We start from the raw sequence: 25,739 nt of genomic DNA, 5'->3' as shown, positions 1-25,739 counted from the left end.
CGTGTCCGCCGCGATCGCGGCGGAAGCCGCGTCGGCCATGCACGGCGACGTCGCGCCGGCGGCCGGCAGCGTCACGGTGTTCGAGCGCCGGGCGTTCGAACGGGCGCTGTCGGCACGCGTGCTCAAGCCGCAGCACCAGGCCAGCCTCGAGGAGCTCGACAGCCTCCTCGAGCGGGTCAACGCGCTCTACGACGAGGTCGAGGCCGGCATCGCGCAGGCGCGCGAGGCCGGCCATGCCGAAGGCTTCGCCGAAGGCTTGCGCCGCGCCCAGCAGCAGATGACCCAGCAGCTGACCTCGCTCAACGAACGTCGTGCGCGCGTGCTGGGCGAGGCGGCAGGCCGCATTTCCGAGCTGGCCTGCGCGATCGTCGCCAGGATCGCGCCCGGCTTCGACGCGTCCAGCGTGGTGCCGCCGCTGGTGATGCAGGCGGTCGAAGCCGCGCAAGCCGAGCAGTTCCTGCTGATCCGCGTGCATCCCGACGTGCGCGCGTCGGTGCAGGCGGGCCTGGGTGCGGTCCGCCAGGCGCATCCTGCGGTGGGCGTGATCGAGCTGGTCGACGACGAAAGCCTCGATCCGCTCAGCTGCGTGGTGGTGTCCGAAGCGGGCGAGGTGCGCGCCGGCGTCGCCCAGCAGATCGAGGCGATCCGCGTCGCACTGGCCGGCGTGGGCGCCGCGGGCGCCGAACGATGAACCTGCCGGGCGCGCTGGTGCAGCCGCCGGGCGAGGAGTCGCTCGACCCGTTGCTGAGCGCGCTGGCGGGGGTGAAATCGATCCAGCGGGTCGGCCGCGTCGTCGAGGCCTACGGCACGCTGATCCGTGCCACCGGACTGAAGGCCGCGATCGGCGAGTTGTGCCATCTGCGCAACCCGCCGGGGGATGGCGACCCGTCCTTCAATCTCGCCGCCGAAGTCGTCGGCGTGTCCAGGCAGCACACGTTGCTCACGCCGCTGGGCGCGCTCGACGGGATTTCCGCCACCACCGAGATCGTCGCCAGCGGGCGCCAGGCGTCGGTGCGCGCGGGGCCGGGCCTGCTCGGCAGGATCCTTGATGCGCACGGCGAACCGATCGACGACGGCGGCCCGGTCGGTGCCGGCGTCGACATGCCGATCTATGCCGCCTCGCCCAACCCGCTGACCCGCAACCTGATCGAGCGCCCGTTCTCCACCGGCGTGCGCGCGATCGACGCGGTGATGACCGCGGGCGAGGGCCAGCGCGTGGGCATCTTCGCCGTGGCCGGCGGCGGCAAGAGCACCCTGCTGGGGATGCTGGCGCGCGGCGGCGACGCCGAGGTGAACGTGATCGTGCTGGTCGGCGAACGCGGCCGCGAGGTCAACGAGTTCATCCGCGACAACCTCGGCGATGCCGGGCTGGCCAAGTCGGTGATCGTCGTCGCCACCTCCGACCGGCCGGCGCTAGAACGCAGCCGCGCGGCGTGGGTCGGCACCGCCATCGCCGAGTACTTCCGCGACCAGGGCAAGCGTGTGCTGCTGCTGCTCGATTCGGTGACGCGCTTCGCGCGCGCGCTGCGCGACGTCGGCCTGGCGATCGGCGAGCCGCCGGCGCGGCGCGGCTTCCCGCCGTCGGTGTTCAGCGCCCTGCCGCGGCTGTTCGAACGCGCCGGCAACAACGAGACCGGCAGCATCACCGCGTTCTACACCGTGCTGGCCGAGGACGAGGACGGCGGCGACCCGATCGTCGAGGAAGTGCGCTCGATCCTTGATGGCCACATCGTGCTCTCGCGCAAGCTCGCCGCCGCCTACCACTATCCGGCGATCGACGTGCTCACCAGCCTCAGCCGCACCATGCCGCGCGTGGTCGATCAGGCCCACCTGCGCGCCGCCGGGCAGCTGCGCAAGGCGCTGGCCAAGCACCAGGACATCGAGCTGCTGCTGCAGCTGGGCGAGTACAAGCGCGGCACCGACCCCGACGCGGACTTCGCGATCGAGCGCATCGGCCCGATCCGCCAGCTGCTGCAACAGTCCTCCGGCGAACTCGTGCCATTCGCGCAGTCGTCGGAGACGCTGAGGAAGCTGTTCGCATGAGCGATGCTTCGCGCAAGCGCTATCCCCTGCACAAGCTGCTGCAGCTGCGCGCGCACCGCACCGGCAAGGCGCGGCTGCTGGTGGCCGAACGGCAGCGCGCGGTGCGCGACTGCCGCGACGCCTGCGAGCGGATCGAGCAGGACATCGTACGGCTGCGCAGCGAGCGCACTGGCCAGCGGTTGCGCATGCTGGAGCCGCCGCCGCCCGGCATCCCGTTCCCGCTGGCGCTGGAGCAGCGCGAGGCGCACATCGACTGGCTGGGCGAGCAGGAGCAGGCCGCCCAGCAGCGACTGCAGCAGGCACGCCAGAAGCTGCAGCAGGCCGAACAGGCGCTGGCCGAGGCCATGCAGGAGTTCTTCCGCGCGAAGGCGCGCGAGGACGCGCTGGAGAAGCGCAGGGACGTATGGCGCGGCGAAGTGCTGGCGCTGGAAACGCGCCGCGAAGAGGACGCCGCAGCCGACCTGGTACAGGCCGCCCACATCAGCCGCAGCCGCCATTGAGGAGCGCAGCATGAGCATCGACCGTTCCGGCACGTCATCGCTCTCCAGCCGCCCGGCGCAGGACACGCGTCCGGCCGAGGCCGACCGTCCCGCCGAGCGGCCGCGCGAGGCGCCGCCGAAGGAACAGGTCGACCGTTTCCGCCAGCTGATGCAGCACGGCCGCCAGGAAGGCCGTGCGGGGCTGCCCGAACGGCCGGCGCAGGAGCAGCGCCCGGGGCCGGCCGGCACCGGACATCACGCATCGGCCGCCGCCGCACAGCGCGCCGACGAACAGGCCGCGCTGCGCGGCCTCGACGGCCGCGGACAGCAGGAGGGTGGCACCGAGCACCACGGCATGAGTGCCAACGCCATCGACGGCGCCGATCTGCTGGCGATGATGCAGGCCCAGTCCGCGCTGCGGGATGCGTCCGGTGTGGCGCCGACGGCCGCGCCACCGCCGCCGACGGCCAGCGGACGCGCGCTGGCGGAGATGCTCGAACGCCATGTCCGCCAGTGCGCGGTCGAGGGCGCCGCGGGCGAGGGCGATGGCCAGGTGCTGCTGCGCATGTCCGATGCGACCCTGCCCGGCACCGACCTGCTGCTCAGCCGCACGGCCGAGGGCTGGCGACTGCGCGCCGACGTGCGCTCGCGCGACAGCTACGACGCGATCCGCGAAGCGGGACCGGCGCTGGCACGGCGCTTCGCCGAACAGAACCTCGGCACGCTCGAGATTGATCCGCACTTCGACGGCTGAGGCCAGGGTTCACCCCAGGTGGGGAACGCCCCAGCTTGGAGCGGGCCGAGGTTCTCCACAGACTCCCAGACGCGGACCAGCGCTCTGCGAAGAATCGATCCCCAAGACATCATCTTCAGACAGGAGTCACCCCATGAGCTTCCTCAGCGGCCTCAGCGACGTTCTCTCCTCCGTGGTCAGTGCCGTGGTCACGGCCTATACCGGCAACCCGATGCTCGGCCAGCTGGCCGGCGGCATCGTCAGCTCGGTTCTCAGCGAGTCGGGCGGATCGGGTAATTCCGCATTCGACGACGTGTTCAATTCCGCGTTCACCAACGGCTTCCTGGGCGCCATCGACGCCTGACGGCGCGCCCAGTCCCGGCAGCGGCCGCGCCCAGGCCGGCCGCTGCTCCCGTTTCCTGCAGGACCGGTGCACAGCATGGCCAGACGTCCCCCCCAGCGCGTACAGACCCGGCATGACGACGGCGGCGCCGCGCTCGACATCGGCGCGTTCGCGCAGGCCGAGGCACCGTCCCCGTCCAGCAGCGAGCGGCCTGCCGTGGCGAACGTCGAAGCCGACGGGCGGGCACTGCCGCTGAGCCGCCAGGAATTCGTCGAGTCGCTGGGCGAACTGCGTGCGCAGGGCGCCCTGGACGTGGCCGACGAGGCGGCGATCCTGCGCCAGTACGACATGTTGCTGGCGGACCTCAAGGTAGAGAAGACGCGGCTGGAGGCCGAATTCCGCGAACGCACGGACCGGGAAGGCGTGGAGGCGGCGCAGGCGTGGCTGGCCGAAGCCGCCCAGGCGCTAGGTCGGCGCGAAGGCACCCGCATGCGTCAGCTGTTCCAGACCATCCCCGCGCTGAGCGCGCCCGTCGCGCCAGCCTGATGCCTAGGGTCGCCCCCAGTTGTCGCCTGCGGGGGCGACGGGGACACTCGATTCACGCCGTACCCGCATTCACCCTCTGAAGGATCTCCCGGCCCATGGCCATCCGCCCGCCCCGTCGAGTTGCCAGCCGTCCCGCCCCGCGCGGGCCGGTCGCGCTCGCCGGCACCGCGGAAGCCGCCGCCACTGCGGCAGTGCCGGGCGTCGCGCCGCAGCCGGGCGCCGGCAGCGACGACCCCCAGCGTGAGGTCCTCGACCTGCTCGAGGCATCGCTGCGTGCGACCGCACCGGCAGGTGGCGACGAGGATCTGGATTTCGTCATCGCCCATATGCGCAAGGCGGTCGCCGAAGCCGATCTGCAGCCCGCGGTGACCGGGAGCGAGCGCAACGCGTGGGTGGATACCCTCGAAGCATTGACGCTCGACGGACTGCTGGCGCAGGACGAACGCGAAGGCCTGATCCGCCAGTTCGGCGAGGCCACCAACCAGCTGCAGAGCCGCGAAGTGCAGGTTGCGCTCGAGCTCGCGCAGCGGATCGAACGCGACGGCGAACAAGCCGCCATGGAATGGCTGGCCTCGCTGCGGTCGGGCGCTGCCCCGGCGCGGCAGGCAGGCGGCGGGATTGGCGAAACGGCCATCCTGCCGGGCAAGCAGTCCATCACCAAGTCACGGTCACGCCGCCTGCGCGGGCCGCCTGGATGCATCTGACCGAGCGCTGAGTCACCGCACCGCAGTTGCAAAGATCAGATCGAAACACATCCAGACGACCCCCAGAGGACACGACCATGACGCAGAACTACATCCTCCACATGTTCACCACCCGCATCGAGAACGGCGAAGTCAACTCGGCCGAGCTCAAGCCCGGCAAGGGCGGCTCCTGGTTCGAGGCGCTGGCCGCTGGGCTGGGCAAGATCCTCGCCGCGCGCGCCGGCAAGATGATCGATGCGCAGCAGACCATGGAGCGCACCTACGACAGCGACAAGAAGCAGCAGTCGGAGGAGTACATGGCGGCGATGACCGAGTTCCAGGTCCAGTCGCAGATCTTCTCGCAGACCGCGCAGGCGGTGTCCACGGCGATCAAGTCGGTGGGCGAGGGCATGGCCCAGGTGGCCCGCAAGCAGTAACCGGCTGCAATGGCGTCCGGCCTCGGCCGGACGCGGTACGCGACGGCGGGCATATGCCCGCCGTCGTCGTGAGACGGCGGCGGCATGCGCAGGTACGTGGCCTTGCCGGGGCGTTAATCCCGCGGGTGCTAGGTTCGACGCGTTGCCCTTGCCAGGAGGAAGTCATGCAGGCAATGACGAAGGTATCGTCGCGTGCCGCGCTGCTGTCGCTGGGCCTGCTGGCCGCGACCTGCGTCCTGACGCCGGCACGCGCCCAGCTGATCGATGCCGGTGGCCAGGCGGCCCTGATGCAGCAGCACGCGATGATGCGCAACCAGAGCACGGGCGATGGCCCGGACTGGGTGGATCGGGAAGCCCTGCGCAGGAAGAACGGTGGCCGGGTGCTGCCGCGATCCGCGCGCCAGGCGGGCGCCGTCGACGAGGTCGCGCTGGAACAGGAGATGCGCCGCATGATCGACCGGCGGCGGGCCGAACTCCTTCCCGAGTACGAACGCCGCGTGCGCAACGAGGGTCGCCCCAGCGCGGACCGCTGGCTGCGCCAGGTCGCCACCGAAATGGGGCGGCGTGATGGCGCGCAGATCCGGGCCCGATACGGACAGTAGGCGCGGTTGCCGCGGCTCTCGAAAGGCGGCGGCACCGTCTTGTCCGCGACCATGACGCCACGCATCTCGGCAACGTACGCTCCGCGCTTGCGGGGAGCGTCGCGTGGGTCGATTGGCGGCCCCGTTGTGGCGGTGATCGCCTTGCTCGCGCTGCTGGCGGGATGCGGGGACCGGTCGTCCGGCGAGGCGGGGGCGGCTCCTGACAGTGCGCCGACGGAGGGCGTCGAGGCATCCGGGTCGTCTTCCGCGCCGGCTTTCGACGACCACTTCGAACGTCTGTACCTCGAGGGCTGGCATCGCGGGGTGCCCGATACCGCGCGTGGTCACGCCCTGCAGCGCTCGGACGCCGTTCGCAGCCGGATCGTGCACGCCTTCCTGCGCGACTACCGGCCACTCGAACAGGCCACGCGCGGCGAGCTGCAGGCGATGCTGGAAAACGGCAAAGCGTTCCGCGATGCGGACGCCGCGATGGCGTCGCTCGGACTCGATGGCGACGACCTGGTGGACGTGCTGGCCATGCACCACGCCGTGCATTGGGCGGTGGTCAATCGCGACCGTGTGCGCCGCGAGCAGTTGCCCGCGATCCGGGAGGCGATCGCGTCGTCCGAGATGATGGCCGAACTGGACGCCGCGGGCGACGCCGCCCGGCAGGAGGCGGCCGATCGCGCCGCGATGCTCACCGCGATCCGCAGCCGGGAATACGTCAGCCTGCTGCAGGCAGGGGAGGACGCGGCGCTGCGGCGCTATGGCGAGCGGGTGGCGGCCGACTTCCTGGCGCGCCACGGCATCGACCTGCGCGAGGGGGACGTCGACAGCCTGCCGCCGCTGGCTGGCGCGCGCGCCGGCCCGGGCGGCTGATGCGGGCGACGATCACCGGCGGCTAGCGCATCCGGCGTGCCAGCAGCCAGGCCCACAGCCCGGTGAGCAGGCCTGCGCCGGTCAGGACGTTGCGCCAGGTGCCGAGGGATTCGGGGGCGATTGGCAGCCCCGACAGGTCGGGCGCCACCGTCGCGAGCGCGACGCCGAGACAGGCGTAGGTCACGGCGATCAGCGACCAGTAGAGCCACTGCCGTTGGCGCGACTGCCGTGCCTCCGGATCGAGCGGCTCGCGTGCCGCTGCTGCTGTGGCCGTCGCGTCCGCGAGGGGGCGACCGGCCGGCCCGCTTTCGACGGTGTGCCCGGCTGCGGTGGCGCCTTGCTGCGGTGGCGAATGCGATGCGCCGGCCGGGTGGCGGGGATCCGTGCCTGCGTCGGCGGCGCTGTCCGCATCGACGCTTCCCGCGGTTGCGGCGCCGGTTCCCGGGCTCTGGCCCACTGTGGCCACGGATGCGGCAGCAGCAGAGGCCGCAGAGGCCGCCCTGTCACGCTGCGCGCCCGAATCGGATTCTGTTCCCGCCTTGCGGCCGCGCGCCTGGCGCCCGTTGCCGCCCTCGTGCGCCGGGTCGTCGCGCTGGTGGTCGCGCCCTTTCTGCGCCCCTCGCGCCCGGACCGCGCTGTCGGGCGCATGGGCGTGGGTGGTGCCGGCCGGATTGGCCACGGCCGCCAGGGTCACGCCCGCAGCGACGCCGCCCAGGCCGGACAGGCCCGGACCCTGTCCGCCGCGTTCGACGGTCGTGCCGGCCGCGTCCGCACGCGCGGCCTGCAGCGATGGCACGTCCTGCGCGAGCGGTCCCGGAGCCGCGGGCGCCTGGGTCGAGCCGGCAGGCAGGGGCGTGGCTGTCGTCGCGGTCGTGGGGGTGGCCGACGTGCTGCCCGCGGGGGCGAACGACGGCTGGGGCGTGGCCAGCGCGTCCGCGCGGGATTGCGCAGCGGCCGGCGTCGGCGCCTCGGCGCCGGCGCCCTGGCCGCGCAGGCCTGCCGCCAGTGCCGGATCCATGCCGGCCGCCCAGGCCGGCCGCGCCTCCGCGGGCTGGCCCTGCCGCGATTCGGCCGGCGGCATGCCGGGACGCAGGTCCTGGCCCGGCAGGCCCGGCCTGGTTTCGCCCGCCGCGCGCGGATCCGAGGCCACGCCGGGCGGCACGGCCTGGCGGGCCTCGCGCGGTGCGTCGGCGTCCTGGCCGCGCGGGACCGGGTGTGCGCCCTCGCCACCATGGACCAGCCGGCGCGCTTCCGCAGCGGCGGCATGCGGCGCGGGGGTGGTGTCGGGAGTCGCCCGCGCGAGCACGGCGGCGAGCGCTTCGGGCTGCGCGGGCAGCGCCCGCAGGGCTTCCGGATGGCTGTGGAGCGCGTCGCTGAGCTGGCGGATCACGCTGGGCGGAAGCGCCTGCAGCTCGCGCGCCAGCGCATGCAGGGAAGGTTCCAGCGGCCTCTGACCCTGCGGCGGTGCCAAGGGCTGCGGCGCCGGCCCGCGCAGGGCGTCGGACATCGCCTGCCGCGCGTGCGCCGGAATGTCCGTGCCCGAATGTCCGTGACGCACGGAGCCGTTGCCGCCATCGGCCGGGTGCGTGGGGCGGGGTACCGCGTCGAGGTCGACGTCGACGTCGTGCGGCCCGTGGCCACGGGCCGGGTCGCCGCGACGGTCGTCGATGTCGACGACATCGCCACCCGCCCCGAGCATGCCGGCGCGCATCAGCCATTCCGGGCCGCCTCGGGCGCCGGGCAGGAGGGACGACAGGGCATCGTGCAGCGACGGGAAGGACGACATGGCGATACCCCGCGACTGGGGCCGGCGCATCGGCCGGTGGCTTTTCAACGCTACGACGCCGTTTCGCGGGCCGATACCCCGGGTAGACCCTAGGGTCCGCGCGGAACCGTAACTCGCCAGCGTACGAGGGTGTCGGGCGGTGCGGCATCGTCCAGCCCGCCGAACCCGCCGGCGTCAGCCGAACGCGGGGCCTGTCGGGTGAGTCTGCCGCCCTCGCGCCACCAGCCACGGCGGATGCGAACGATGTCGGGGTCGCGGCGCGCCTGCCATATCCGTCCAGCGACGGCGGCATCGGCAGTCGCACGGTCCCGGCTTCCGCGCCCAAAAAAAACGGGAAACCGGCTGGTTTCCCGCAATCCGGCGGAGCCGGAGGACTTGTTGTGGCGGGGACAGCCTAGTCCTCCCCGTTACCTGATGCAATACTTTAATTCACGCCGCACAACTTGTTGATTCAATTGGACAAGATCAAGGCTTCGCGCTTCTGGCGGCGGCGTGCGTCGCGCGATTCGCGCCAGGCGTTGTCGAACAGCGCCGGTTCCCAGGAGCCGTAGGTCGGGTTGGCCAGCATCCACCAGCGTTCGCCGAACCAGGCCCGGTGTTCGTCCAGCAGCGCGGCGCGCGCCTGCGGCGTGTTCGCGACCACCTCGACGAAATCGCCGAGCTGGTCGCCGAACTGCATCAGCACCCGGTAGTCGCGTCCGGCCAGGCGCCGCCGGCAGAGCTTCTCGGAACCGTGCTGCTCGCAGCCGTCGACGTGCGTGCCCAGGCCGAGGAAGACGCTGTCGTCCTTCACCGGCAGGCCGACCGCGCGCAGGTTGTCCAGGGTCGCGGCCTGCAGGTGCTGGGCGCGGTTGGACAGGTACAGGATGGTCACGCCGCGGGCCTGGGCGGCGCGGGCGAACTCCAGCACGCCCGGCACGGGACGGGCCTTGCGCTCCTCGACCCAGCCCGACCAGGTGGCCTCGTCGTACTCGCCGCCGCCCGCGACCAGCCTGGCCTGGTACGGTGAGTTGTCGAGCACGGTCTCGTCGATGTCCATGATCACCGCGGGCGGCAGGTCCGACAGCGGCGCGGCCTGCGCGCGCTCGGACGGGACCAGCGCATCCCAGCCGGGCGTGGCCAGGGCGCTGTCGAGCCGGGCCGTGGCCGCGCGGTACAGCGAGATGGCGTTGGCCTGGTACTCGGTCGAACGCTGCACCCACAGCACCGCGTTGAGGTTGTCGTCGGTGGCCACCGCTGCCGCGGCGGGCGCTGATGGCGCATCGACGGCCGGCGCGGGGCGCGTGGCGGGCACCGAGGCGCAGCCCGCGACGAACAGGGCGGCGATCAGGGGGGCGGCGAAGGCTTGCGCGCGCATGCGTGGAATCTCGGGTCCGGAACGGGAGGGCGAGTGTAGCGAAGCGGTATTGCAGGCCGGCGCGGCGCTCAGTCGCCCAGCAGCGCGCGGATCGAGGCGAAGCCCACGTCGGCACGCTCGGCCTTGCGCGCCGCATCGGCGACCGGGTCGGCGCCGTCGCGCTGCACTTCGGCCGCCGGCAACTCGTCGAAGAAGCGGCTGGGCGCCAGCCGCAGCTTCGCCCCCCAGCGCTGCGCCTCGCGACTGTAGGACAGCCACAGCTGCTCCTTGGCGCGGGTGATGCCGACGTACAGCAGGCGCCGCTCCTCGTCGAGCCGGCCCTCGTCCAGGCTGGCCTCGTGCGGCAGGGTGTTGTCGTCCATGCCCACGATGAACACGTAGCGGAACTCCAGGCCCTTGGCGGCATGCAGGCTCATCAGCCGCACCTGGTTGCCCGGATCGCCCTTGTCGGCGTGCGAGAGCAGGGCCAGCTGCGCGGCCAGCTCGCCGGGGCCGGCGCTGCGCGTGCCTTCGAACCAGTCGGCCAGTTCGTCGAGGTTGCCGCGGCGGATGCGGAACAGCTCGTCGCTCTTGCACTGCTCGCGCAGCGAGGCGATCAGCCCGGACTTCTCGTTGAGCGCACGCACCAGCTCGGCGGCGGGCAGCCGGGTAGCGTCACGGCGCAGGTCGCGCACGATGTCGGTGAACGCGCCCAGCGCGTTGGCGATGCGCGGCTGCAGCTGTTTGAGCAGTCCCATCGACTCGGCTGCGCGCGACAGCGGCAGCTGCGCGTGCTGGGCCATCTCGGCGAGCTTGGCCAGCGAGGCCGCGCCGATGCCGCGGCCGGGCGACTGCACCGCGCGCAGGAACGCCGAATCGTCCTCGGGGTTGGCCAGCAGCCGCAACCAGGCCAGCGCGTCCTTGACCTCGCCGCGGTCGAGGAAGGCGGTGCCGCCCGACAGGTGGTAGGGCACGCGCAGCAGCTGCAGCGCCTTCTCCAGCGCGCGCGACTGGTGGTTGCCGCGGAACAGGATGCAGAACTCGCCCCACTCGGCCTTGCGCGCGGTGGCGATGAAGTGGATCTCGCCGGCCACGCGTTCGGCCTCGTGCGCGGCGTCGCGGCATTCCCAGATGCGGATGCGCTCGCCGTCGGCCTGCGCGCTCCACAGCGTCTTGGGGTGCTCGTGGGGATTGTTGGCGATCAGCGCGTTGGCCGCGCGCAGCACGCGGTTGGAGCAGCGGTAGTTCTGCTCGAGTTTGACCACCACCAGGTTCGGATAATCGGTGCCCAGCTGCGTCAGGTTTTCCGGGTTGGCGCCGCGCCAGGCGTAGATGCTCTGATCGTCGTCGCCCACGCAGGTGAAGTTGGCCTTGGGTCCGGCCAGCGCCTTGAGCAGGCGGTACTGCGCGTCGTTGGTGTCCTGGCACTCGTCGACCAGCAGGTAGCCGATGCGCTCGCGCCAGCCGGCGATGGCGTCCTCGTCGGATTCGAGCAGCTGCACCGGCAGCCGGATCAGGTCGTCGAAATCGACCGCGTTGAACGCGGCCAGGCGCTGCTGGTAGCGCGCGTACAGGGACGCCGCCTCGTGCTCGCGCGCGCTGCGCGCGGCTTCGGCGGCCTGTTCCGGCGACAGGCCCGCATTCTTGATGTTCGACACCAGCGACTGCATCGCCTGCACCGCATCGGGCTTGGCGCCCGGCATCAGGTCCTTCACCTGCGCCAGGGTGTCGTCGCTGTCGAAGATCGAGAAGCCGCGGCGCAGGCCGAGCTTGGCGTGGTCGGTCTGCAGGATCCGCAGGCCCAGCGCGTGGAAGGTGCAGACGGTCAGGCCTTCGGCCGCATCGCCCTTGATGCGCCTGGCCACGCGCTCGCGCATTTCCTTGGCCGACTTGTTGGTGAAGGTGATCGCGGCGATGCGCCTGGCCGGGTAGCGGCCGGTGGCGATCAGGTGCGCGATCTTCTCCACGATCACCCGGGTCTTGCCGCTGCCCGCGCCGGCGAGCACGAGCAGGGGGCCGTCGCAGTGCGCGACCGCGGCGGATTGCTGGGGATTGAGGCCGTGCATCATGGAACTGCGGGAGACGGCCGCGCATTCTACCCGCCCATCCCGAAGCCCGGCCTCACCCCGGCGGCGATCGCGGTTCCAGCCGCCTGCAACCGGGCATGGCGCCCCTCGGGCCCGCCGGGCCGGCGGTAGAATTCCGGCATGGCCAAGCTCTACTTCTACTACTCGGCGATGAATGCCGGGAAGACCACCACGCTGCTGCAGTCGGCGCACAACTACCGCGAACGCGGGATGCGCACGCTGATCCTCACGCCGCGGCTGGACCACCGCGCCGGCAGCGGCACGGTGGCCTCGCGCATCGGGCTCCGGGCCGACGGGCTGGCGTTCGGGCGCGACGATGACCTGCAGGCACTGGTCGAGCGCGACATCGCCGCGCACGGCCGGTTGCACTGCGTGCTCGTCGACGAGGCCCAGTTCCTGGGGCGCGCCCAGGTCTGGCAGCTGGGCGAGGTGGTCGACGCGCTGCGCGTGCCGGTGCTGTGCTACGGGCTGCGCACGGATTTCCGCGGCGAGCTGTTCGAGGGCAGCCAGTACCTGCTGGCCTGGGCGGACGAGATCAGCGAGATCAAGACCATCTGCCACAGCGGCAGCAAGGCCACGATGACGGTGCGCGTGGACGGGCAGGGCTTCGCGGTGAGCGAAGGGCCGCAGGTGGAGATCGGCGGGAACGAGCGCTACGTGTCGGTCAGCCGCGCCGAGTTCAAGCGGATCTCGCGCGGCGAGGGGCGGATCGAACCGCTGCAGCCGTCGCTGCCGCTGGACTGATCAGCGCACCTGCGCGGGGCCGCGTCCGCCCACGCAGGCGGCGTGCAGGCCGTCGATCTCCCGGGTCAGCGCGCCGCCTTCGGGCCGCGCCTGCGCGACCTGGGTCTGCAGCGCCTGCAAACTGGCCAGGGCGAGCCGTCGCTGCGCAGGCGTGGTGCAGCGCACCTCGGCCGCGTAGGCGCGCGCCAGCCAGCCGGCCTTGCGCAGTTCGGCTTCCTGCTGCGGAAGTTCGGCCAGCGCGTCGAGCCGGGTCAGGGCGGCCGCGTCGCCCCGCTGCGCCTGGTAGCGCGCCAGCGAGATCTCCGCGCGTCGGGTGTGCGAATGCCGGGCGCCGTAGCCGGCGCGGGTGAGCGTCTGTGCCTGCTGCAGGCTGGACAGCGCCTCGTCCCGCCCCAGCGCGGCCTGCACTTCGCCCAGCAGGCGCAGCGTGTCGCCCGCCAGGCCATGTTCATGGCCGTATGCGCCGCGCCGCAGTTCCAGCGATTCGAACAGCAGCGGCAGCGCTTCCGCGTCGCGCCCGGCGCTGTGCAGCATCATCGCCTGGTTGAACAGGCCGCCGGCCAGCTGCACCTCGCTGCGCTGCGCGCGCCAGGTCGCCACCGAACGCGCCAGGTCGCCGAGCGCCGCGTCCAGCTGGCCCCGCTCCCAGGCGACGATCGCCAGCGATCCGCGCGCGCGCGCGACGTCGACATGGTCCCGTCCAAGCCGTGCGACCAGCCACGCCAGGGTGTCGCGGAACTCGGCTTCCGCGTCCGCCAGGCGGCCCTGGTCGACGTACAGCGCGGCCAGCTGGCGGCGCGCGTCGATGGTGGCGTGGTGCTGCGCGCCGCGCAGCTCCAGGGCCAGTTCCACGGCCCGGCGGCAGTCGCGTTCGGCGGCCGCGGTGTTGCTCGACTCGCGCTCGTACGAGCACAGCGTCCGCAGCAGGTCGATCGCCAGCGGGTGGCGCTCGCCGACGGTGCTGCGCAGCAGCGCGAGCGCATCGCGCGAGGCGGCCAGCGCGCGCGCGGTGTCGCCCGCGGCGGCGTGCAGGTTGGCCAGGTCGCCGAGGTTCTCGACCACGCCAGCGTCGTCGTGCAGGGTGTCGCGGCGCAGCGACAGCGAGCGCAGGTACAGCGCGCGCGCGTCCTCCAGGCGCCGTGCCGCGGCATGGCAGCGGCCGAGCTGGGTATAAAAGGCCGATGCCGGCAGCGGCAGGCGATGTTCGCTGCGGCGGGCCAGTGCCAGCAGCGGCTGCATCCGCGCCAGGCAGGACGCGGAATCGCCGGTCAGGCGCAGCACCCGGCCCATGTCGGTGGCCGACTGCAGGCGCAGGCTCGGCGGCGCATCGGGCAGCGCGTCGACCAGGGTGGCCTGGCGCCGCAGCAGGTCGTGCGCGGCCGCGTAGTCGCCCAGTCCCGAGCGCAGCCTGGCCACCACGCCCAGCAGCTCGGCGCGCGCGACGGGCTGGTTGCCCAGTTCGCGCTCGATGCGGCGCTCACCGTCGTCGAGCAGGCGGTGGATGTCCACCGGCGCGCCCGCGGGCACGCCGCCGGCGTTCTCGAACAGGCCGACGACGAAGTTCTGCATGGCCTGGGCGCGCGCGGATTCGTTCACCGCCTGCCGGGCCTGCCAGGCGACGATGCCCAGCGCCGCCACCAGCACCAGCGATACCGCGGCTGCGGTCGACAGCGCCCAGCGATGGCGGCTGACGTACTTGCCGATGCGGTAGGACATGCTCTGCGGCCGCGCGTGCACCGGCTTGCCGTCCAGCCAGCGTTGCAGGTCCAGCGCCATCGCCTCGACCGACGGGTAGCGCTGCTCGGGCTTCTTGCCCAGCGCCTTGAGCACGATGTTGTCGAGGTCGCCCGCCACCTCGCGCCCGCGCCGGCGTACCGCGGGGGACGCGGTATTGCCCTCGGCGTCGCGCTGCAACGCCAGCGACGGCCGCTGCGGGTCGACGGTCAGGATCGCCTCTTCCCACTGCGCGTCGCTCGGCCGCTTGAGCTGGTAGGGCTTGCGACCGGCGAGCAGCTCGTACAGCACCACGCCCAGCGAATACACGTCGGTCATGGTGGTGACCGGCTCGCCGCGGATCTGCTCGGGCGCCGCGTAGTGCAGGGTGAACGCGCGCAGGCCGGTGCGGGTGTGGTCGAGCGACTGCTCCGGCGTGTCGAGCAGCTTGGCGATGCCGAAGTCGAGCAGGCGCACGTCGTCCAGCGGCGTGACCAGGATGTTGGACGGCTTGAGGTCGCGGTGCACGATCAGGTTGGTGTGCGCGTGGCTCACCGCCTCGCACACCTGCAGGAACAGCTGCACGCGGGTGACCACGCCGGGATCGCGCGCGCGGCACCAGTCGGTGATCGGCTCGCCCTCGACGTACTCCAGCGCCAGGTAGGGCTGGTTGTCGCTGCTGATGCCGGCATCGAGCAGGCGCGCGATGTGCGGATGCTCGAGCCGCGCCAGGATCTGGCGCTCGCGGGTGAAGCGCAGGCGCAGCCCGGGATCGGCCAGGCCCGGGCGCAGCAGCTTCAGCGCGACCCGGCGCTCGTACAGGCCGTCGGCGCGGCGCGCGAGCCAGACCTGGCCCATGCCGCCCTCGCCGAGCATGCGTTCGAGCTCGTAGGGACCGACGCTGGCGCCGGCGTGCACGCCCGGGTGCGGGGTGATCAGCGGTTCGGAGAGGAAGTCCTCGCTGCCGGCCTCGAGCGCCAGCAGCTCCTCGAGGTCGTCGGCCAGCTGCGCGTCCTCCTCGCGCAGCGACGCCAGGCTGCTGGCGCGCGCGGCCTCGTCGAGTTCGAGCAGTGCGTCGAGCAGCGGCGACAGGCGCTGCCAGCGTTCGGCGTCCATCAGCGCGGCCCGCGTGCGCAGGCACGTCCGCGGAACGCCGCGCGGCTGCTGCGCAAGACCTGGTCCCCCCGGCCGTCCACGTCCGGCGGCGTCAGCCCTGCAGCGAGGCCAGCAGGTACATCCGCGCCTTCTGCCAGTCGCGGCGGATGCTGCGGTCGGAGCGGTCCAGCAGGGTGGCGATCTCGGCCTCGGACAGCCCGCCGAAATAGCGCAGCTCGACCACCTGTGCGAGCTTGGCATCGACCCCGGCCAGGCGGGTGAGGGCGACGTCGAGCGCCAGCATGTCCTCGTCCATGCGCAGGCCGCCTTCGAGGTCGTGCGGCAGGTCGGTGACGCGGTGCAGGTCGCCGCCGCGCTTCTGCGCCAGGCGCTGGCGGGCATAGTCGACCACCACGCTGCGCATGGCCGAGGCGGCGTAGGCGAAGAAGTGGGCGCGGTCGTCGAACTGGATCTCGCGCCGGCCGATCAGCTTGAGATAGGCCTCGTGCACCAGCGCGGTCGCGTCGAGGGTCTGGCCCAGCTGGCCGGACAGCTGGCGCCGGGCCATGGTGTGCAGTTCCTGGTACAGCGTGGCCAGGACCTGGTCGAGGGCGCCCCGGTCGCCGCCGCGGGCCGCGTCCAGCCAGAGCGTGATATCTGCGGTGTCGGACATGTGGCGCCGTGCTCCCTTCAGCGGCCCGGACTATACCGCGAAGGCGCATGGCACGCGGGATCGCGCCCGCTCAGCGCTGGCAGTGGCCGCACCAGACCGTCGCCCGCTGGCCGATGCTGGCCTGCCGGAGCGGCCGGCCGCAGCGCGGGCAGGGTTCGCCGCCGCGGCCGTAGGCCGACAGCTCCTGCTCGAAATAGCCCGGCGCCCCGTCCGGGGCCAGGAAGTCGCGCAGGGTGGTGCCGCCGCGGTCGATCGCCTGCGCCAGGATGCGCCGCACGGCATCGGCCAGCGCGCGGTAGCGCTCGCGCGAGACCCGCCCGGCCGCGCGCAGCGGCGAGATCCCGGCCGCGTGCAGCGCTTCGGCGGCATAGATGTTGCCCACGCCCACGACGATGCGCTGGTCCATCAGGAAGGTCTTGACCGGCGCCTGGCGACCGCGGCTGCGGGCGAACAGGTAATCGCCGTCGAAGGCGTCCGACAGCGGCTCCGGCCCCAGCCCGTGCAGCAGCGGATGCACCTCCCCGGGCGGCTGCCAGAGCAAGCAGCCGAAGCGGCGCGGATCGTTGAAGCGCAGCACCTGGCCCGATTCCAGCAGCACGTCGACGTGGTCGTGGGCGCGCAGCGGGGCATCGGCCGGCAGCACGCGCAGGCTGCCGGACATGCCCAGGTGCAGCAGCGCGCTGCCGGCGGACGTGTCGAGCAGCAGGTACTTCGCGCGGCGGCGCACGGCGTCGATCCGCTGGCCCGGCAGCCGTTCGGCCACCTCGGGCGGGATCGGCCAGCGCAGGTCGGGCCGGCGCAGGGTGACCGCGCGCACCCGCCGGCCCTCGACGTGGGGCGCCAGCCCGGCGCGGGTGGTCTCGACTTCGGGCAGTTCAGGCATCGCTGGTCTCCGGCCCGGGCACGAAAGCGGGGACGTCGCCGTCGACGAAGCGCAGCGGCGCACTGAAGGCCTGCGACAGCAGTTCCGGCACGAGCACCCCGGCGCGCGGTCCGTCGGCCACCACCCGGCCTTCGCGCAGCAGCACCACGTGGCCGATCTCGGGCAGCAGTTCCTCGGCGTGGTGGGTGACCAGCAGCAGGGTCACGCCCTCGGCCGCGAGGCGGCGCAGGGTCCGCAGCAGGCGCGCCCGCGCCACCACGTCCAGGCCGGCGGCCGGCTCGTCGAGCAGCAGCGCCATCGGCGCGTGCACCAGAGCACGCGCCAGCAGCACCCGTCGCGCCTCGCCGGTGGACAGGCTGGCGTAGTCGCGCCCGGCCAGATGCGCCGCGCCGGCCCGCGCCAGCGCGGCGTCGGCGGCCGCCAGGCGGGCGGGCTCGACTTCATCGTCAGGGGGCGCCAGGCGGGCGTCGAAGGCGCCCAGCACCACGTCCCGGGCGGCCAGGCCGGGCAGCGACAGCAGGTCTTCGTGCAGGGCCCCGGTGACGATGCCGAGCCGGGAGCGGATCGCGCGCACGTCCCACAGGTGCTCGCCGAGGATCCGCACCGGCGGCCGCCCGTCGGCATGCGCGGCCGCGTACAGCTGGCGGGTCAGCAGCTGGATGAAGCTCGACTTGCCGCAGCCGTTGGGCCCGAGGATGGCGGTATGCCGGCCCTGCGGCAGGCGCAGGCTCACGCCGTCCAGCGCCGGGTGGCCATCGCGCCAGACGCGCGCCTCGTCGAGTTCGATCAGGGCGGGAGGTGAAAGTGTGGCCTGGGTCATGGACGGGTCGATGGGGATGAACCGGGCGGCCCCTGCGGGCGCGCAGGGCTGGCCTTGCGGCAGCGCGGGCGCCATCATGCCGGGGATCCCTCCGCTTCGACACCGTCATGCCTGCGTCCTACATCGATTTCCTTGCCGGCGGCCTGCTGCAGTTCGGCTTCTGGCAGCTCGTGCTCTACCTCCTGGTGGCCACCCAGCTGACCATCTTCTCGGTCACCCTGTACCTGCACCGTAGCCAGGCGCACCGGGGCGTGGACTTCCACCCCGTGATCGCCCACTTCTTCCGTTTCTGGACGTGGCTGACCACCTCGATGATCACCCGCGAATGGGTGGCCATCCATCGCAAGCACCACGCCAAGTGCGAGACCGAGGACGACCCGCACAGCCCCCAGTTCAAGGGCATCAAGACCGTGTTCTGGCGCGGCGTGGAGCTGTACCGCGAGGCGCGCGGCATGCGCGCGGACATCGAGCAGTACGGCAAGGGGGCCCCCAACGACTGGCTCGAGCGCCACCTCTACACCCCGTACGCGACGCTCGGCCCGACCCTGCTGCTGTTCATCTCCTTCGGCCTGTTCGGCTTCGCCGGCGTGGCGGTCTGGGCGATCCAGATGCTCTGGATCCCGTTCTGGGCCGCGGGCGTGGTCAACGGGCTGGGCCACTGGTGGGGCTATCGCAACTTCGAGACCACCGACACGGCCACCAACCTCACGCCCTGGGCGCTGTGGATCGGCGGCGAGGAACTGCACAACAACCACCATGCCTTCCCGAGTTCGGCCAAGTTCGCCCTGCGCCGCTGGGAACTGGACATCGGCTGGGTGGTGATCAAGAGCCTGGAGAAGGTCCGCCTGGCCAAGGTGCTGCGCGTGGCTCCGTCGCTGGACGTGCGTCCCAACATCCAGGTGCCCGACACCGACACCATGCGCGCGCTGCTCGCGCACCGCTTCCTGGCCATGACCGACTACCAGCGCAACGTGCTGATGCCGGCGCTGCGCGAAGAGGCGCAGGCCGCGGGCGCGAAGCTGCGGTCGCTGCTGCCGCGCAAGCTGCGCAAGGGCCTGGTCGACGACGGCCGCTGGCTCGATCCCGAAGCGCGCGAGCAGATGCAGGCATGGATCTCGCAGCGTCCGCGCATCCATACCCTGGTCGAATACCGGCGCCGGCTCGCCGCCGTGCTCGAGGCGCGCACCAGCAATGCCAACGAGGCGCTGCAGAACCTGCAGGCCTGGTGCCGCGAAGCCGAGGCGACCGGCATCCGCGCGCTGCAGGACTACGCGGCGCGCCTGAAGGGCTATTCGCTGCAGTCGGTGCGCGCCTGATGGCATCCGGCGCCCCTCGCCCGCGGGCGGGTGGGCGCCGCGCCGCGCACCTTCCCGGGGGCCGCTGCATCGCGATCGTGGTGGCGGCCTGCCTGCTTCCGTGGCCGGTCGCAGGCCTGGCCCAGGTCACGCGGACCGACGAGTACCTGGCCCGCATGGACGGCGACAGCGACGGCCGCGTCTCGCTGGCCGAGTACCAGGCCTGGATGAGCTATGCCTTCGACGGCATGGACCGCGACGGCGACGGCGTGCTGTCGCCGCAGGAGCAGCCGGGCGGCAAGGCCCCGGCGCTGACGCGCGCGCAGCATCTTGCGCGCCTGGCCGAGCGCTTCGCCCGGCAGGACGTGGACGGCGACGGATTCCTCGACGCGCGCGAGCTGGCGGCGCCGCCGCGCTGAGTCCGGCGTTTCGGGGCCGCGTCCGCGCCGCGATACCCACGTTTCCGGCCGTGCGAAGCCCGGTAGCAATCGTTACCGTCTCGGCGATGCCACGCTGCGCTGGCTCAGGCCAGGCCGGTCGCCAGCCGTGCGCGGATCTCCGCGGCGACCCTGGGCGTTTCGCGCAGCGGTTCCACCATCCGCGGTTGCGCATCCAGCGCGCCCAGGCGGCCCCGCGCGGCCAGCGCGTCGAGGAAGCGGCGCGGGCGGCTGCGCGCCAGCACGGCATCGAACACGTGGACCGGCACGCGGGTAGCGCAGGCTTCGGACACCATGTTCACCGAATCGGGCGAACACACGATCCGGTCCGCCCAGGCGAGCAGGCCCGGATAGGGATTGGGGCCGTCGGCCGACCCGGTCCACAGCAGGCCGGGTACGCCGGCCAGGCGCCGGCGCAGCAGCGCCGCGATCGCCGTCGGGGTGCGGCGCGAGACGGTGGCGAGCACGCTGCCGCCTTCGCTGGCGCGGACCTCCAGCAACCGGCCGAGCAGGGCGTCCAGATGGGCTGTGGTCCAGGGCGCATGGCGGGTGGGACCGCCCAGCAGCACGACGCTGCGCGGGCCCGGCAGGTGGTCAAGCTGGGCGAACCCGGCGCGCGCGCGCTGCAGCCAGGCGTCGTCCACCGGATGCAGGCTGCCGAGCAGGGTGATGACGTTGGCGCCGGACAGCCCGTCGTGCTCCGGCGCAATGACGGCGTCCCAATGGCGCGTGCCGATCCGCGGATCGAGGATCTGCACGGCCGCGGCGCCGCGGGCGCGCAGCAGCCGCGTGGCCAGCGCCGCCTGGCGACCGCAGCCGATGGCGAGCGTCGGAGTCGCGTTGTCGAGTGCCTCGGCGAAGTCCGGGCCGAACGCCGCGCGCGCGCCGGGCAGGATCCGCGGAGCCGCCCAGCGCCAGGGCGCGCGCGGTTCCAGGTGCAGGGTCCGCGCCGCGCCGCCCAGGGCGGCCGCCATCGCTTCGGCCTGGCGTGCATTGCCGGCCCGGCCGTCGCTGAGCGCCCAGATTTGGGGGGAATCGCTGTCGTGGGACGCTGATCGTTCCAATTTTGCGATCATCAGTTGCGAGTAGTGAAGCAAAGCACCGCACATGGAACACTACACTGTGCCATTCCGCTACCGCCAGGACGCCCATGACTCCGCTGCCCGATCCCTCGCTCGACCAGCTGTTCCGCAACGCGCGCACCCACAACGCCTTCTCGGGCACGGTCGACGAGGCCACGCTGCGCCGGCTCTACGACCTGCTCAAGCTCGGCCCGACCGAAGCCAACGCCTGCCCGGCGCGTTTCGTGTTCGTGACCTCGCCGCAGGCGAAGGACAAGCTGCGCCCGGCGCTGAGCGAAGGCAACCTGGCCAAGACGATGGCGGCGCCGGTGACGGTGATCGTCGGACACGACCTGCGCTTCTACGACAAGCTGCCGGTGCTGTTCCCGCACGCGGACGCCAAGTCGTGGTTCGAGGGCTCGCCGGAGGAGCGGCTGCAGCGCGTCGCGCTGCGCGGTTCGAGCATGCAGGCCGCCTACCTGATCATGGCCGCGCGCTCGCTCGGGCTGGATACCGGGCCGATGACCGGCTTCGACAACGCCAGGGTCGACGAGGCCTTCTTCAAGGGCACCTCGATCCGCTCCAACGTGCTGGTGAACCTGGGCCACGGCGACCCGGCCGCGGTCTATCCGCGTTCCCCGCGGCTGCCGTTCGACGAAGCCGCAAGGATCGAATGAGCGCATGATTTCCCCGCGGGCGGTGCCGTCCGCGGTGCAGTACGAATGCGGCGCGTTGTCCGTGGCGCGCGCCTCCCTCCCACCATCGCTTTCCGAGGTCCTTACCCCATGCATACCGCACCCAGGCTCCTGCTTCCGCTCGCCCTGACCCTCGCCCTGGCCGCCTGCCAGCAGGCCGAACCGCCGGCTCCCGCCGATGCGGCGAGCCCGACGGCCGAGGTCGCCGCCGCCACTGCCGATCCCGCACAGGCGCCTGCGCCCGAAGCGGTCCAGGGCGTGTCGGGCACCTACGTGATCGATCCCACCCACACCACGGTGGTCGCGCAGTGGAGCCACTTCGGCTTCTCCAACCCGGTCGCCAATTTCGGCCAGGCCGAAGGCCGCATCGTCTATGACGCCGACAACGTGGCCGCCTCGTCGGTCGAGGTGACGCTGCCGCTCACCGGACTGAATTCGTTCGTCGCCGACTTCGACGCGCATCTGCGCAGCGCCGACTTCTTCGAGGCCGAGAAGTACCCGGCCGCGACCTTCCGCAGCACCGCCGTGGAACCGGCCGGCCCCAACCGCCTCAAGGTCACCGGCGACCTCACCATCAAGGACAACACCCATCCGGTGGTGCTCGACGTGACCATGAACCGCTTCGGCGAGCATCCGATGCTCAAGCGCGCGGCGGCCGGCTTCGACGCCACCACCACGATCAAGCGCAGCGACTTCGGCGTGGGAGCCTATGCGCCGAACGTCAGCGACGAGGTGCAGATCCGCATCACCACCGAAGCGGCCGTCGCTGCCCCGGCTGCCGAGGCGGCGGCCGGCTGAGGCAAGGCAATGCGCATCGCCAGGCCCGCCGCCGGACGCGGCAACGTCGACGCCGGCTGGCTGCGGAGCCGGCACACGTTCTCGTTCGGCCACTACCACGATCCTGCGTGGATGGGCTTTGGCCCCCTGCGCGTGATCAACGAGGACCGCGTCGCGCCGGGGGGCGGATTCGCGCCGCACCGGCACGCGGACATGGAGATCCTCAGCTACGTGGTCAGCGGCGCGCTCGCGCACCGCGACAGCACCGGCAGCAGCGGCGTGCTGCGGCCGGGCGAAGTGCAGTGGATGAGCGCCGGCCGCGGCATCGAGCACAGCGAGTACAACGCTTCGGAACTCGAGCCGGTGCATTTCCTGCAGATCTGGATCCTGCCCGCAGCCACCGGGCTGGAGCCCGGCTACGCGCAGCGCGCCTTCGATCCGGCGCTGCGCGAGGGCCGCTGGGCCACGCTGGCCTCGCCCGACGGGGTCGACGGCAGCCTGGCGATCCGCCAGCAGGCCCGCCTGCGCGGCACCCGGCTGGCGCGCGGCGTCGAAGTGGAGCATGCGCTGGATCCGGCGCGCCGCTACTGGCTGCACCTGGTCGAAGGTGCGGTCGAGGTGGACGGACAGGCGCTGGCGGCGGGCGACGCCATCGGCATCGAGGACGAGGGCGGCATGCTGCGCCTGGCCGGCAGCGGCGATGGCGTCGCCGACCTGCTGCTGTTCGACCTGCCGCATTAGCGACGCGGCCCCACGGTCCCGGCGCCCGCTCACGGCCGCGGGCCGCTCCGCGCTAGAATGCCGCGGTTCTTCCGGATCCCGCACGCCATGACCGCCACGCAGCCCCAGACCACGCAGGCCAACGCGCAGACCCGCTACGAAGTCCGTCGCGGCGACCTGCCCCTGAGCTGCCCGCTGCCGTCGATGGCCCTGTGGAACTCGCATCCGCGCGTGTACCTGCCGATCGAGGCCGATGGCGGGGAAAGCGACTGCCCGTACTGCGGCGCGCACTTCGTCCTCGTCGACTGACGTCGCCGGCGGCATCCGCATGCCGCGCCCGCTGGCCGTGGTGCAACTGCTGCCGGCGCTGGAGTCCGGCGGCGTCGAGCGTTCCACCCTCGAGATGTCCGAAGCGCTGGTACGCGCCGGCCACCGCGCCATCGTGGTCTCGGCCGGCGGCCGGCTCGAGCGCGCGCTGCGCGCGACCGGCGCGCAGCACGTCACCCTCGCCATCGGCAGCAAGTCGCCGCTGGTGCTGCGGCACGTGCCCGAGCTGCGCCGCCTGTTCGCCGCCGAGCGGATCGACATCGTGCACGCACGCTCGCGGCTGCCGGCCTGGCTGGGCTGGCGCGCGCTGGCCGGCATGCCCGCCGAGGCCCGGCCGCGCTTCGTCACCACCGTCCACGGACTCAACTCGCCCTCGCGCTACAGCGCGATCATGGCACGCGGCGAGCGCGTGATCTGCGTCTCGCGCACGGTACGCGACTACGTGCTGCGCCACTACCCCGGGACCGATCCGCTGCGCCTGCGGCTGGTGCCGCGCGGGATCGATCCGGTCGACTTCCCGCGCGCGCCGCGTCCCGACCGCGCCGCGCGCGCCGCCATCGCCGCGCAGCATCCGGCGCTCGGCGGCGACGGCCCGCTGCTGCTCCTGCCGGGGCGCGGCACCCGGCTCAAGGGCCATGCCGACGCGCTGGCGCTGCTGGCCACCCTTCGGGCGAACGGCCTGGATGCGCGGCTGTGGATGCCCGGCGCGCGCGAACGCGGCCGCGAGCGCTACATCGCCGAGCTCGAGGACGAGGCCCGGCGCCACGGCGTGCTGGCCGCGCTGGCGATGACCCCGCCGACCTCCGCCATCGCGGCGGCCTATGCGGCCAGCGACCTGGTGCTGCAGCTCTCGCGCAAGCCCGAGGCCTTCGGTCGCACCGTGATCGAGGCGCTTTCCTGCGGCCGCCCGGTGCTCGGCTGGGAGCATGGCGGCAGCGGCGAACTGCTGCGCGACCTGCAGCCGGCCGGGGCGGTGCCGCCCTTCGACGCCCCGGCGCTGGCGCTGGCCGCGCGTACCCTGCTCGAACGGCCGCCGCCGCTTCCCGATACCATTCCCTTCACCCTGCAGGCGATGCAGGACGCCACGCTGTCGGTCTATGACGAACTCCGCGACGATCCCACCGCCCTCCCTGTCCGCTGAGACGCCGTCCGCCGGATGGCGCTGGGCGCCGCACTGGGTGCTGGCGTTCGTGGCGCTGTGGCCGGCGCCGGGCTACGCCGAAGCGGTGATGGTGCTGGGCGCGCTGGCGGCAATCGTGCACCTGCTGGTCGGGCGCTTCCGCGGCGGCATGCGCCTGCTCAGCCACCAGGCCTGGGCGCTGACCAGCGTGCTGTTCTGCGCCTACTGGCTGCCGCAGCTGGTGTCCTCGTTCGATGCGCTGGACCACGGTCGCGCGTTCCGCGAGTCGCTGGTGGACCTGCGCTACCTGCCGTTCCTGTGGCTGGCGGCCTCGGCCGTCGCGTCGGCGCGCGGGCGCCGGCTCACCTTCGGCGGGCTGGCGGTGATCGTGCTGGCCTGGACCGTCGACGCACTGATCCAGGTGGTGACCGGCACCAGCCCGCTGTTCTGGGGGATCGACACGCTCAAGCAGGCCATCAGCGGGCGGCCGATGTGCAGCGCCGAGCAGCTCGCGCTCGCCGACCGCCTCGGCGGCGTGCTGGGTCCGTGCAACCTCAAGCTGGGCGTGGTGCTGGCCAGCCTGTCGCCGTTCGCGCTGTACTTCGCGGGGCGGCGCCTGGGCAGCGCCGGCTGGATCGTCGCCGCGCTGCTGGTCGGCGTGGTGGTGCTGTTCGCCGGTTCGCGTGCGTCGTGGATCACCTTCGCCCTGGTGCTGGCCTCCAGCGGCTGGAGCCTGCTGGGCTGGAAGAAGCTGCTGGGCGTGTTCGCCGCCGGCGCGATCGCGCTGGCGGCGCTGGCCTGGTTCTCGCCGCAGGTGCAGCAGCGCGTGGCGCGGACCGCCCAGGCCTGGACCGCGGACGGCGGCGACGGCGTCGATACCGCGCTGTCCGGCCGCACCCGCATCTGGGGCGCCGCGCTGTGCATGGCGCGCGAGCACCCGGTCAACGGCGTGGGTGCGCGCGGCTTCCGCAGCGCCTTCCCGGCCTGCGACCCGGAGCCCGGCGAACCGGCGGCCTGGGGCGAAGGCCCGGCCTTCCACGCGCACCAGATCGTGCTGGAGGTGTTGAGCGAGACCGGCCTGTTCGGCCTGCTGCTGTGGCTGGCCGGCGCGGCGATGGCCTGGCGGGCCTGGCGCTTCGCCGGTGCCGAGGCCCGCGACCGCGCGCGCCCGGCGATGCTGGCGCTGGCGGTGACCGTGTTCCCGTTCAACACCCACCTGGCGTTCTATTCCACGTTCTGGGGCGGCCTGACCCTGTTGCTGGCCGCGCTCTACGCCGGCAGCCTGCTGGCCGGGCGCGAACCGGTGCAGGCGCGCTGACGCGGCTGCGGTTGCGCGCCCGCCCCAGCGCATTGGCGACGCCTGTCCACGACGTCGGCATTCGCGAGCAGTGATCGGACCTGATCCTGCATCGCAATCCGGGCCGCGGTCCCGCGCCGTCAGGTCGC

The 25,739-nt window shown here is 72.7% G+C and carries 27 protein-coding genes; 19 read left to right on the top strand and 8 right to left on the bottom strand.

The features are described 5' to 3' along the window. The first annotated feature begins 1 nt into the window (after window position 1). From Q0863_RS05370 to Q0863_RS05325, 10 genes are all read left to right on the top strand, one after another. On the top strand, window positions 2-691 hold the full coding sequence (locus tag Q0863_RS05370; protein WP_298576132.1) for a FliH/SctL family protein: 690 nt from the start codon (window positions 2-4) through the stop codon (window positions 689-691). After that, a complete protein-coding gene (locus tag Q0863_RS05365; protein WP_298576130.1) occupies window positions 688-2,043 on the top strand; it encodes a FliI/YscN family ATPase in 1,356 nt (451 codons plus the stop codon). Before Q0863_RS05370 ends, Q0863_RS05365 begins: the two co-directional genes overlap by 4 nt. Next, window positions 2,040-2,543 (top strand): hypothetical protein, encoded by a 504-nt coding sequence (locus tag Q0863_RS05360; RefSeq protein WP_298576128.1) that lies wholly within the window; start codon window positions 2,040-2,042, stop codon window positions 2,541-2,543. Before Q0863_RS05365 ends, Q0863_RS05360 begins: the two co-directional genes overlap by 4 nt. Before the next feature lie 10 nt (window positions 2,544-2,553). Continuing rightward, complete coding sequence (locus tag Q0863_RS05355) at window positions 2,554-3,276, top strand: hypothetical protein (RefSeq protein ID WP_298576126.1); 723 nt, start codon at window positions 2,554-2,556, stop codon at window positions 3,274-3,276. Window positions 3,277-3,409: 133 nt separating this feature from the next. Then, window positions 3,410-3,619 (top strand): hypothetical protein, encoded by a 210-nt coding sequence (locus Q0863_RS05350; RefSeq protein ID WP_298576123.1) that lies wholly within the window; start codon window positions 3,410-3,412, stop codon window positions 3,617-3,619. Window positions 3,620-3,694: 75 nt separating this feature from the next. Then, window positions 3,695-4,144 carry a hypothetical protein gene (locus Q0863_RS05345; RefSeq protein ID WP_298576120.1) on the top strand — a complete coding sequence of 150 codons (450 nt, stop codon included), beginning with the start codon at window positions 3,695-3,697 and terminating at the stop codon, window positions 4,142-4,144. A gap of 95 nt (window positions 4,145-4,239) precedes the next feature. Continuing rightward, window positions 4,240-4,848: a hypothetical protein gene (locus Q0863_RS05340; RefSeq protein ID WP_298576118.1), complete on the top strand. Its 609-nt coding sequence runs from the start codon at window positions 4,240-4,242 to the stop codon at window positions 4,846-4,848. Window positions 4,849-4,925: 77 nt separating this feature from the next. After that, complete coding sequence (locus Q0863_RS05335) at window positions 4,926-5,264, top strand: hypothetical protein (RefSeq protein WP_298576115.1); 339 nt, start codon at window positions 4,926-4,928, stop codon at window positions 5,262-5,264. A 173-nt stretch (window positions 5,265-5,437) separates the two neighbouring features. After that, window positions 5,438-5,866: a hypothetical protein gene (locus Q0863_RS05330; protein ID WP_298576112.1), complete on the top strand. Its 429-nt coding sequence runs from the start codon at window positions 5,438-5,440 to the stop codon at window positions 5,864-5,866. A gap of 51 nt (window positions 5,867-5,917) precedes the next feature. Then, the gene (locus Q0863_RS05325) at window positions 5,918-6,724 is read left to right on the top strand and encodes a hypothetical protein (protein ID WP_298576110.1); all 807 of its coding nucleotides are present in this window, start codon (window positions 5,918-5,920) and stop codon (window positions 6,722-6,724) included. 22 nt (window positions 6,725-6,746) lie between these two features. On the opposite strand, the gene Q0863_RS05320 is transcribed toward Q0863_RS05325, so the two are convergent. From Q0863_RS05320 to Q0863_RS05310, 3 genes are all read right to left on the bottom strand, one after another. Then, on the bottom strand, window positions 6,747-8,510 hold the full coding sequence (locus tag Q0863_RS05320) for a hypothetical protein (RefSeq protein ID WP_298576107.1): 1,764 nt from the start codon (window positions 8,508-8,510) through the stop codon (window positions 6,747-6,749). 451 nt (window positions 8,511-8,961) lie between these two features. After that, window positions 8,962-9,867 carry a 5'-nucleotidase, lipoprotein e(P4) family gene (locus tag Q0863_RS05315; RefSeq protein WP_298576104.1) on the bottom strand — a complete coding sequence of 302 codons (906 nt, stop codon included), beginning with the start codon at window positions 9,865-9,867 and terminating at the stop codon, window positions 8,962-8,964. A gap of 68 nt (window positions 9,868-9,935) precedes the next feature. Continuing rightward, on the bottom strand, window positions 9,936-11,912 hold the full coding sequence (locus Q0863_RS05310; RefSeq protein WP_298577050.1) for a UvrD-helicase domain-containing protein: 1,977 nt from the start codon (window positions 11,910-11,912) through the stop codon (window positions 9,936-9,938). Window positions 11,913-12,053: 141 nt separating this feature from the next. Between Q0863_RS05310 and Q0863_RS05305 the strand changes: the two genes are divergently transcribed. Continuing rightward, window positions 12,054-12,677 (top strand): thymidine kinase, encoded by a 624-nt coding sequence (locus Q0863_RS05305; RefSeq protein ID WP_298576102.1) that lies wholly within the window; start codon window positions 12,054-12,056, stop codon window positions 12,675-12,677. Here Q0863_RS05305 and Q0863_RS05300 read toward each other — a convergent pair whose 3' ends face one another. From Q0863_RS05300 to Q0863_RS05285, 4 genes are all read right to left on the bottom strand, one after another. Further along, window positions 12,678-15,506 (bottom strand): serine/threonine-protein kinase, encoded by a 2,829-nt coding sequence (locus Q0863_RS05300; RefSeq protein ID WP_298576099.1) that lies wholly within the window; start codon window positions 15,504-15,506, stop codon window positions 12,678-12,680. 91 nt (window positions 15,507-15,597) lie between these two features. Then, complete coding sequence (locus Q0863_RS05295) at window positions 15,598-16,158, bottom strand: ECF-type sigma factor (protein WP_298576096.1); 561 nt, start codon at window positions 16,156-16,158, stop codon at window positions 15,598-15,600. A 70-nt stretch (window positions 16,159-16,228) separates the two neighbouring features. Continuing rightward, window positions 16,229-17,041 (bottom strand): bifunctional DNA-formamidopyrimidine glycosylase/DNA-(apurinic or apyrimidinic site) lyase, encoded by an 813-nt coding sequence (mutM, locus tag Q0863_RS05290; RefSeq protein WP_298576093.1) that lies wholly within the window; start codon window positions 17,039-17,041, stop codon window positions 16,229-16,231. Further along, on the bottom strand, window positions 17,034-17,861 hold the full coding sequence (locus tag Q0863_RS05285) for an ATP-binding cassette domain-containing protein (RefSeq protein WP_298576089.1): 828 nt from the start codon (window positions 17,859-17,861) through the stop codon (window positions 17,034-17,036). Before Q0863_RS05285 ends, mutM begins: the two co-directional genes overlap by 8 nt. A 107-nt stretch (window positions 17,862-17,968) precedes the next feature. Here Q0863_RS05285 and Q0863_RS05280 point away from each other — a divergent pair, with 107 nt between their 5' ends. After that, window positions 17,969-19,177 (top strand): fatty acid desaturase, encoded by a 1,209-nt coding sequence (locus Q0863_RS05280; RefSeq protein WP_298576086.1) that lies wholly within the window; start codon window positions 17,969-17,971, stop codon window positions 19,175-19,177. Window positions 19,178-19,251: 74 nt separating this feature from the next. Continuing rightward, on the top strand, window positions 19,252-19,575 hold the full coding sequence (locus tag Q0863_RS05275; protein WP_298577048.1) for a hypothetical protein: 324 nt from the start codon (window positions 19,252-19,254) through the stop codon (window positions 19,573-19,575). Between the two features lie 104 nt (window positions 19,576-19,679). On the opposite strand, the gene Q0863_RS05270 is transcribed toward Q0863_RS05275, so the two are convergent. Then, the gene (locus Q0863_RS05270; RefSeq protein ID WP_298576083.1) at window positions 19,680-20,669 is read right to left on the bottom strand and encodes a mitochondrial fission ELM1 family protein; all 990 of its coding nucleotides are present in this window, start codon (window positions 20,667-20,669) and stop codon (window positions 19,680-19,682) included. Window positions 20,670-20,743: 74 nt separating this feature from the next. On the opposite strand from Q0863_RS05270, the gene Q0863_RS05265 reads away from it, so the two are divergent. The 6 genes from Q0863_RS05265 (at window position 20,744) to Q0863_RS05240 (ending at window position 25,611) form a co-directional block, all read left to right on the top strand. Then, complete coding sequence (locus Q0863_RS05265) at window positions 20,744-21,331, top strand: malonic semialdehyde reductase (RefSeq protein ID WP_298576081.1); 588 nt, start codon at window positions 20,744-20,746, stop codon at window positions 21,329-21,331. A 108-nt stretch (window positions 21,332-21,439) separates the two neighbouring features. Beyond that, the gene (locus tag Q0863_RS05260; protein ID WP_298576078.1) at window positions 21,440-22,147 is read left to right on the top strand and encodes a YceI family protein; all 708 of its coding nucleotides are present in this window, start codon (window positions 21,440-21,442) and stop codon (window positions 22,145-22,147) included. A gap of 9 nt (window positions 22,148-22,156) precedes the next feature. Continuing rightward, complete coding sequence (locus tag Q0863_RS05255; RefSeq protein WP_298576075.1) at window positions 22,157-22,867, top strand: pirin family protein; 711 nt, start codon at window positions 22,157-22,159, stop codon at window positions 22,865-22,867. 87 nt (window positions 22,868-22,954) lie between these two features. Beyond that, a complete protein-coding gene (locus Q0863_RS05250) occupies window positions 22,955-23,155 on the top strand; it encodes a zinc-finger domain-containing protein (RefSeq protein ID WP_298576072.1) in 201 nt (66 codons plus the stop codon). A 19-nt stretch (window positions 23,156-23,174) separates the two neighbouring features. Continuing rightward, entirely contained in the window at window positions 23,175-24,314 is a 1,140-nt protein-coding gene (locus Q0863_RS05245; RefSeq protein ID WP_298576069.1) for a glycosyltransferase, read from the top strand. Then, complete coding sequence (locus Q0863_RS05240; protein WP_298576067.1) at window positions 24,271-25,611, top strand: O-antigen ligase; 1,341 nt, start codon at window positions 24,271-24,273, stop codon at window positions 25,609-25,611. Before Q0863_RS05245 ends, Q0863_RS05240 begins: the two co-directional genes overlap by 44 nt. Window positions 25,612-25,739 lie beyond the last annotated feature (128 nt).

Origin of the sequence: uncultured Luteimonas sp. (assembly GCF_947492465.1) — a bacterium.
Classification (GTDB): domain Bacteria; phylum Pseudomonadota; class Gammaproteobacteria; order Xanthomonadales; family Xanthomonadaceae; genus Luteimonas.
Note: the sequence above shows the minus strand (reverse complement) of the source record. Positions and strands in the feature narration are given on the sequence as shown.

Bases quoted from the DNA above. Each gene is read 5' to 3' on its own strand.
- Q0863_RS05365 (WP_298576130.1), top strand. From the start codon at position 688: ATGAACCTGCCGGGCGCGCTGGTGCAGCCGCCGGGCGAGGAGTCGCTC.
- Q0863_RS05360 (WP_298576128.1), top strand. From the start codon at position 2,040: ATGAGCGATGCTTCGCGCAAGCGCTATCCCCTGCACAAGCTGCTGCAG.
- Q0863_RS05355 (WP_298576126.1), top strand. From the start codon at position 2,554: ATGAGCATCGACCGTTCCGGCACGTCATCGCTCTCCAGCCGCCCGGCG.
- Q0863_RS05350 (WP_298576123.1), top strand. From the start codon at position 3,410: ATGAGCTTCCTCAGCGGCCTCAGCGACGTTCTCTCCTCCGTGGTCAGT.
- Q0863_RS05345 (WP_298576120.1), top strand. From the start codon at position 3,695: ATGGCCAGACGTCCCCCCCAGCGCGTACAGACCCGGCATGACGACGGC.
- Q0863_RS05340 (WP_298576118.1), top strand. From the start codon at position 4,240: ATGGCCATCCGCCCGCCCCGTCGAGTTGCCAGCCGTCCCGCCCCGCGC.
- Q0863_RS05335 (WP_298576115.1), top strand. From the start codon at position 4,926: ATGACGCAGAACTACATCCTCCACATGTTCACCACCCGCATCGAGAAC.
- Q0863_RS05330 (WP_298576112.1), top strand. From the start codon at position 5,438: ATGACGAAGGTATCGTCGCGTGCCGCGCTGCTGTCGCTGGGCCTGCTG.
- Q0863_RS05325 (WP_298576110.1), top strand. From the start codon at position 5,918: ATGACGCCACGCATCTCGGCAACGTACGCTCCGCGCTTGCGGGGAGCG.
- Q0863_RS05320 (WP_298576107.1), bottom strand. From the start codon at position 8,510: ATGTCGTCCTTCCCGTCGCTGCACGATGCCCTGTCGTCCCTCCTGCCC.
- Q0863_RS05315 (WP_298576104.1), bottom strand. From the start codon at position 9,867: ATGCGCGCGCAAGCCTTCGCCGCCCCCCTGATCGCCGCCCTGTTCGTC.
- Q0863_RS05310 (WP_298577050.1), bottom strand. From the start codon at position 11,912: ATGCACGGCCTCAATCCCCAGCAATCCGCCGCGGTCGCGCACTGCGAC.
- Q0863_RS05305 (WP_298576102.1), top strand. From the start codon at position 12,054: ATGGCCAAGCTCTACTTCTACTACTCGGCGATGAATGCCGGGAAGACC.
- Q0863_RS05300 (WP_298576099.1), bottom strand. From the start codon at position 15,506: ATGGACGCCGAACGCTGGCAGCGCCTGTCGCCGCTGCTCGACGCACTG.
- Q0863_RS05295 (WP_298576096.1), bottom strand. From the start codon at position 16,158: ATGTCCGACACCGCAGATATCACGCTCTGGCTGGACGCGGCCCGCGGC.
- mutM (WP_298576093.1), bottom strand. From the start codon at position 17,041: ATGCCTGAACTGCCCGAAGTCGAGACCACCCGCGCCGGGCTGGCGCCC.
- Q0863_RS05285 (WP_298576089.1), bottom strand. From the start codon at position 17,861: ATGACCCAGGCCACACTTTCACCTCCCGCCCTGATCGAACTCGACGAG.
- Q0863_RS05280 (WP_298576086.1), top strand. From the start codon at position 17,969: ATGCCTGCGTCCTACATCGATTTCCTTGCCGGCGGCCTGCTGCAGTTC.
- Q0863_RS05270 (WP_298576083.1), bottom strand. From the start codon at position 20,669: ATGATCGCAAAATTGGAACGATCAGCGTCCCACGACAGCGATTCCCCC.
- Q0863_RS05265 (WP_298576081.1), top strand. From the start codon at position 20,744: ATGACTCCGCTGCCCGATCCCTCGCTCGACCAGCTGTTCCGCAACGCG.
- Q0863_RS05260 (WP_298576078.1), top strand. From the start codon at position 21,440: ATGCATACCGCACCCAGGCTCCTGCTTCCGCTCGCCCTGACCCTCGCC.
- Q0863_RS05255 (WP_298576075.1), top strand. From the start codon at position 22,157: ATGCGCATCGCCAGGCCCGCCGCCGGACGCGGCAACGTCGACGCCGGC.
- Q0863_RS05250 (WP_298576072.1), top strand. From the start codon at position 22,955: ATGACCGCCACGCAGCCCCAGACCACGCAGGCCAACGCGCAGACCCGC.
- Q0863_RS05245 (WP_298576069.1), top strand. From the start codon at position 23,175: ATGCCGCGCCCGCTGGCCGTGGTGCAACTGCTGCCGGCGCTGGAGTCC.
- Q0863_RS05240 (WP_298576067.1), top strand. From the start codon at position 24,271: ATGACGAACTCCGCGACGATCCCACCGCCCTCCCTGTCCGCTGAGACG.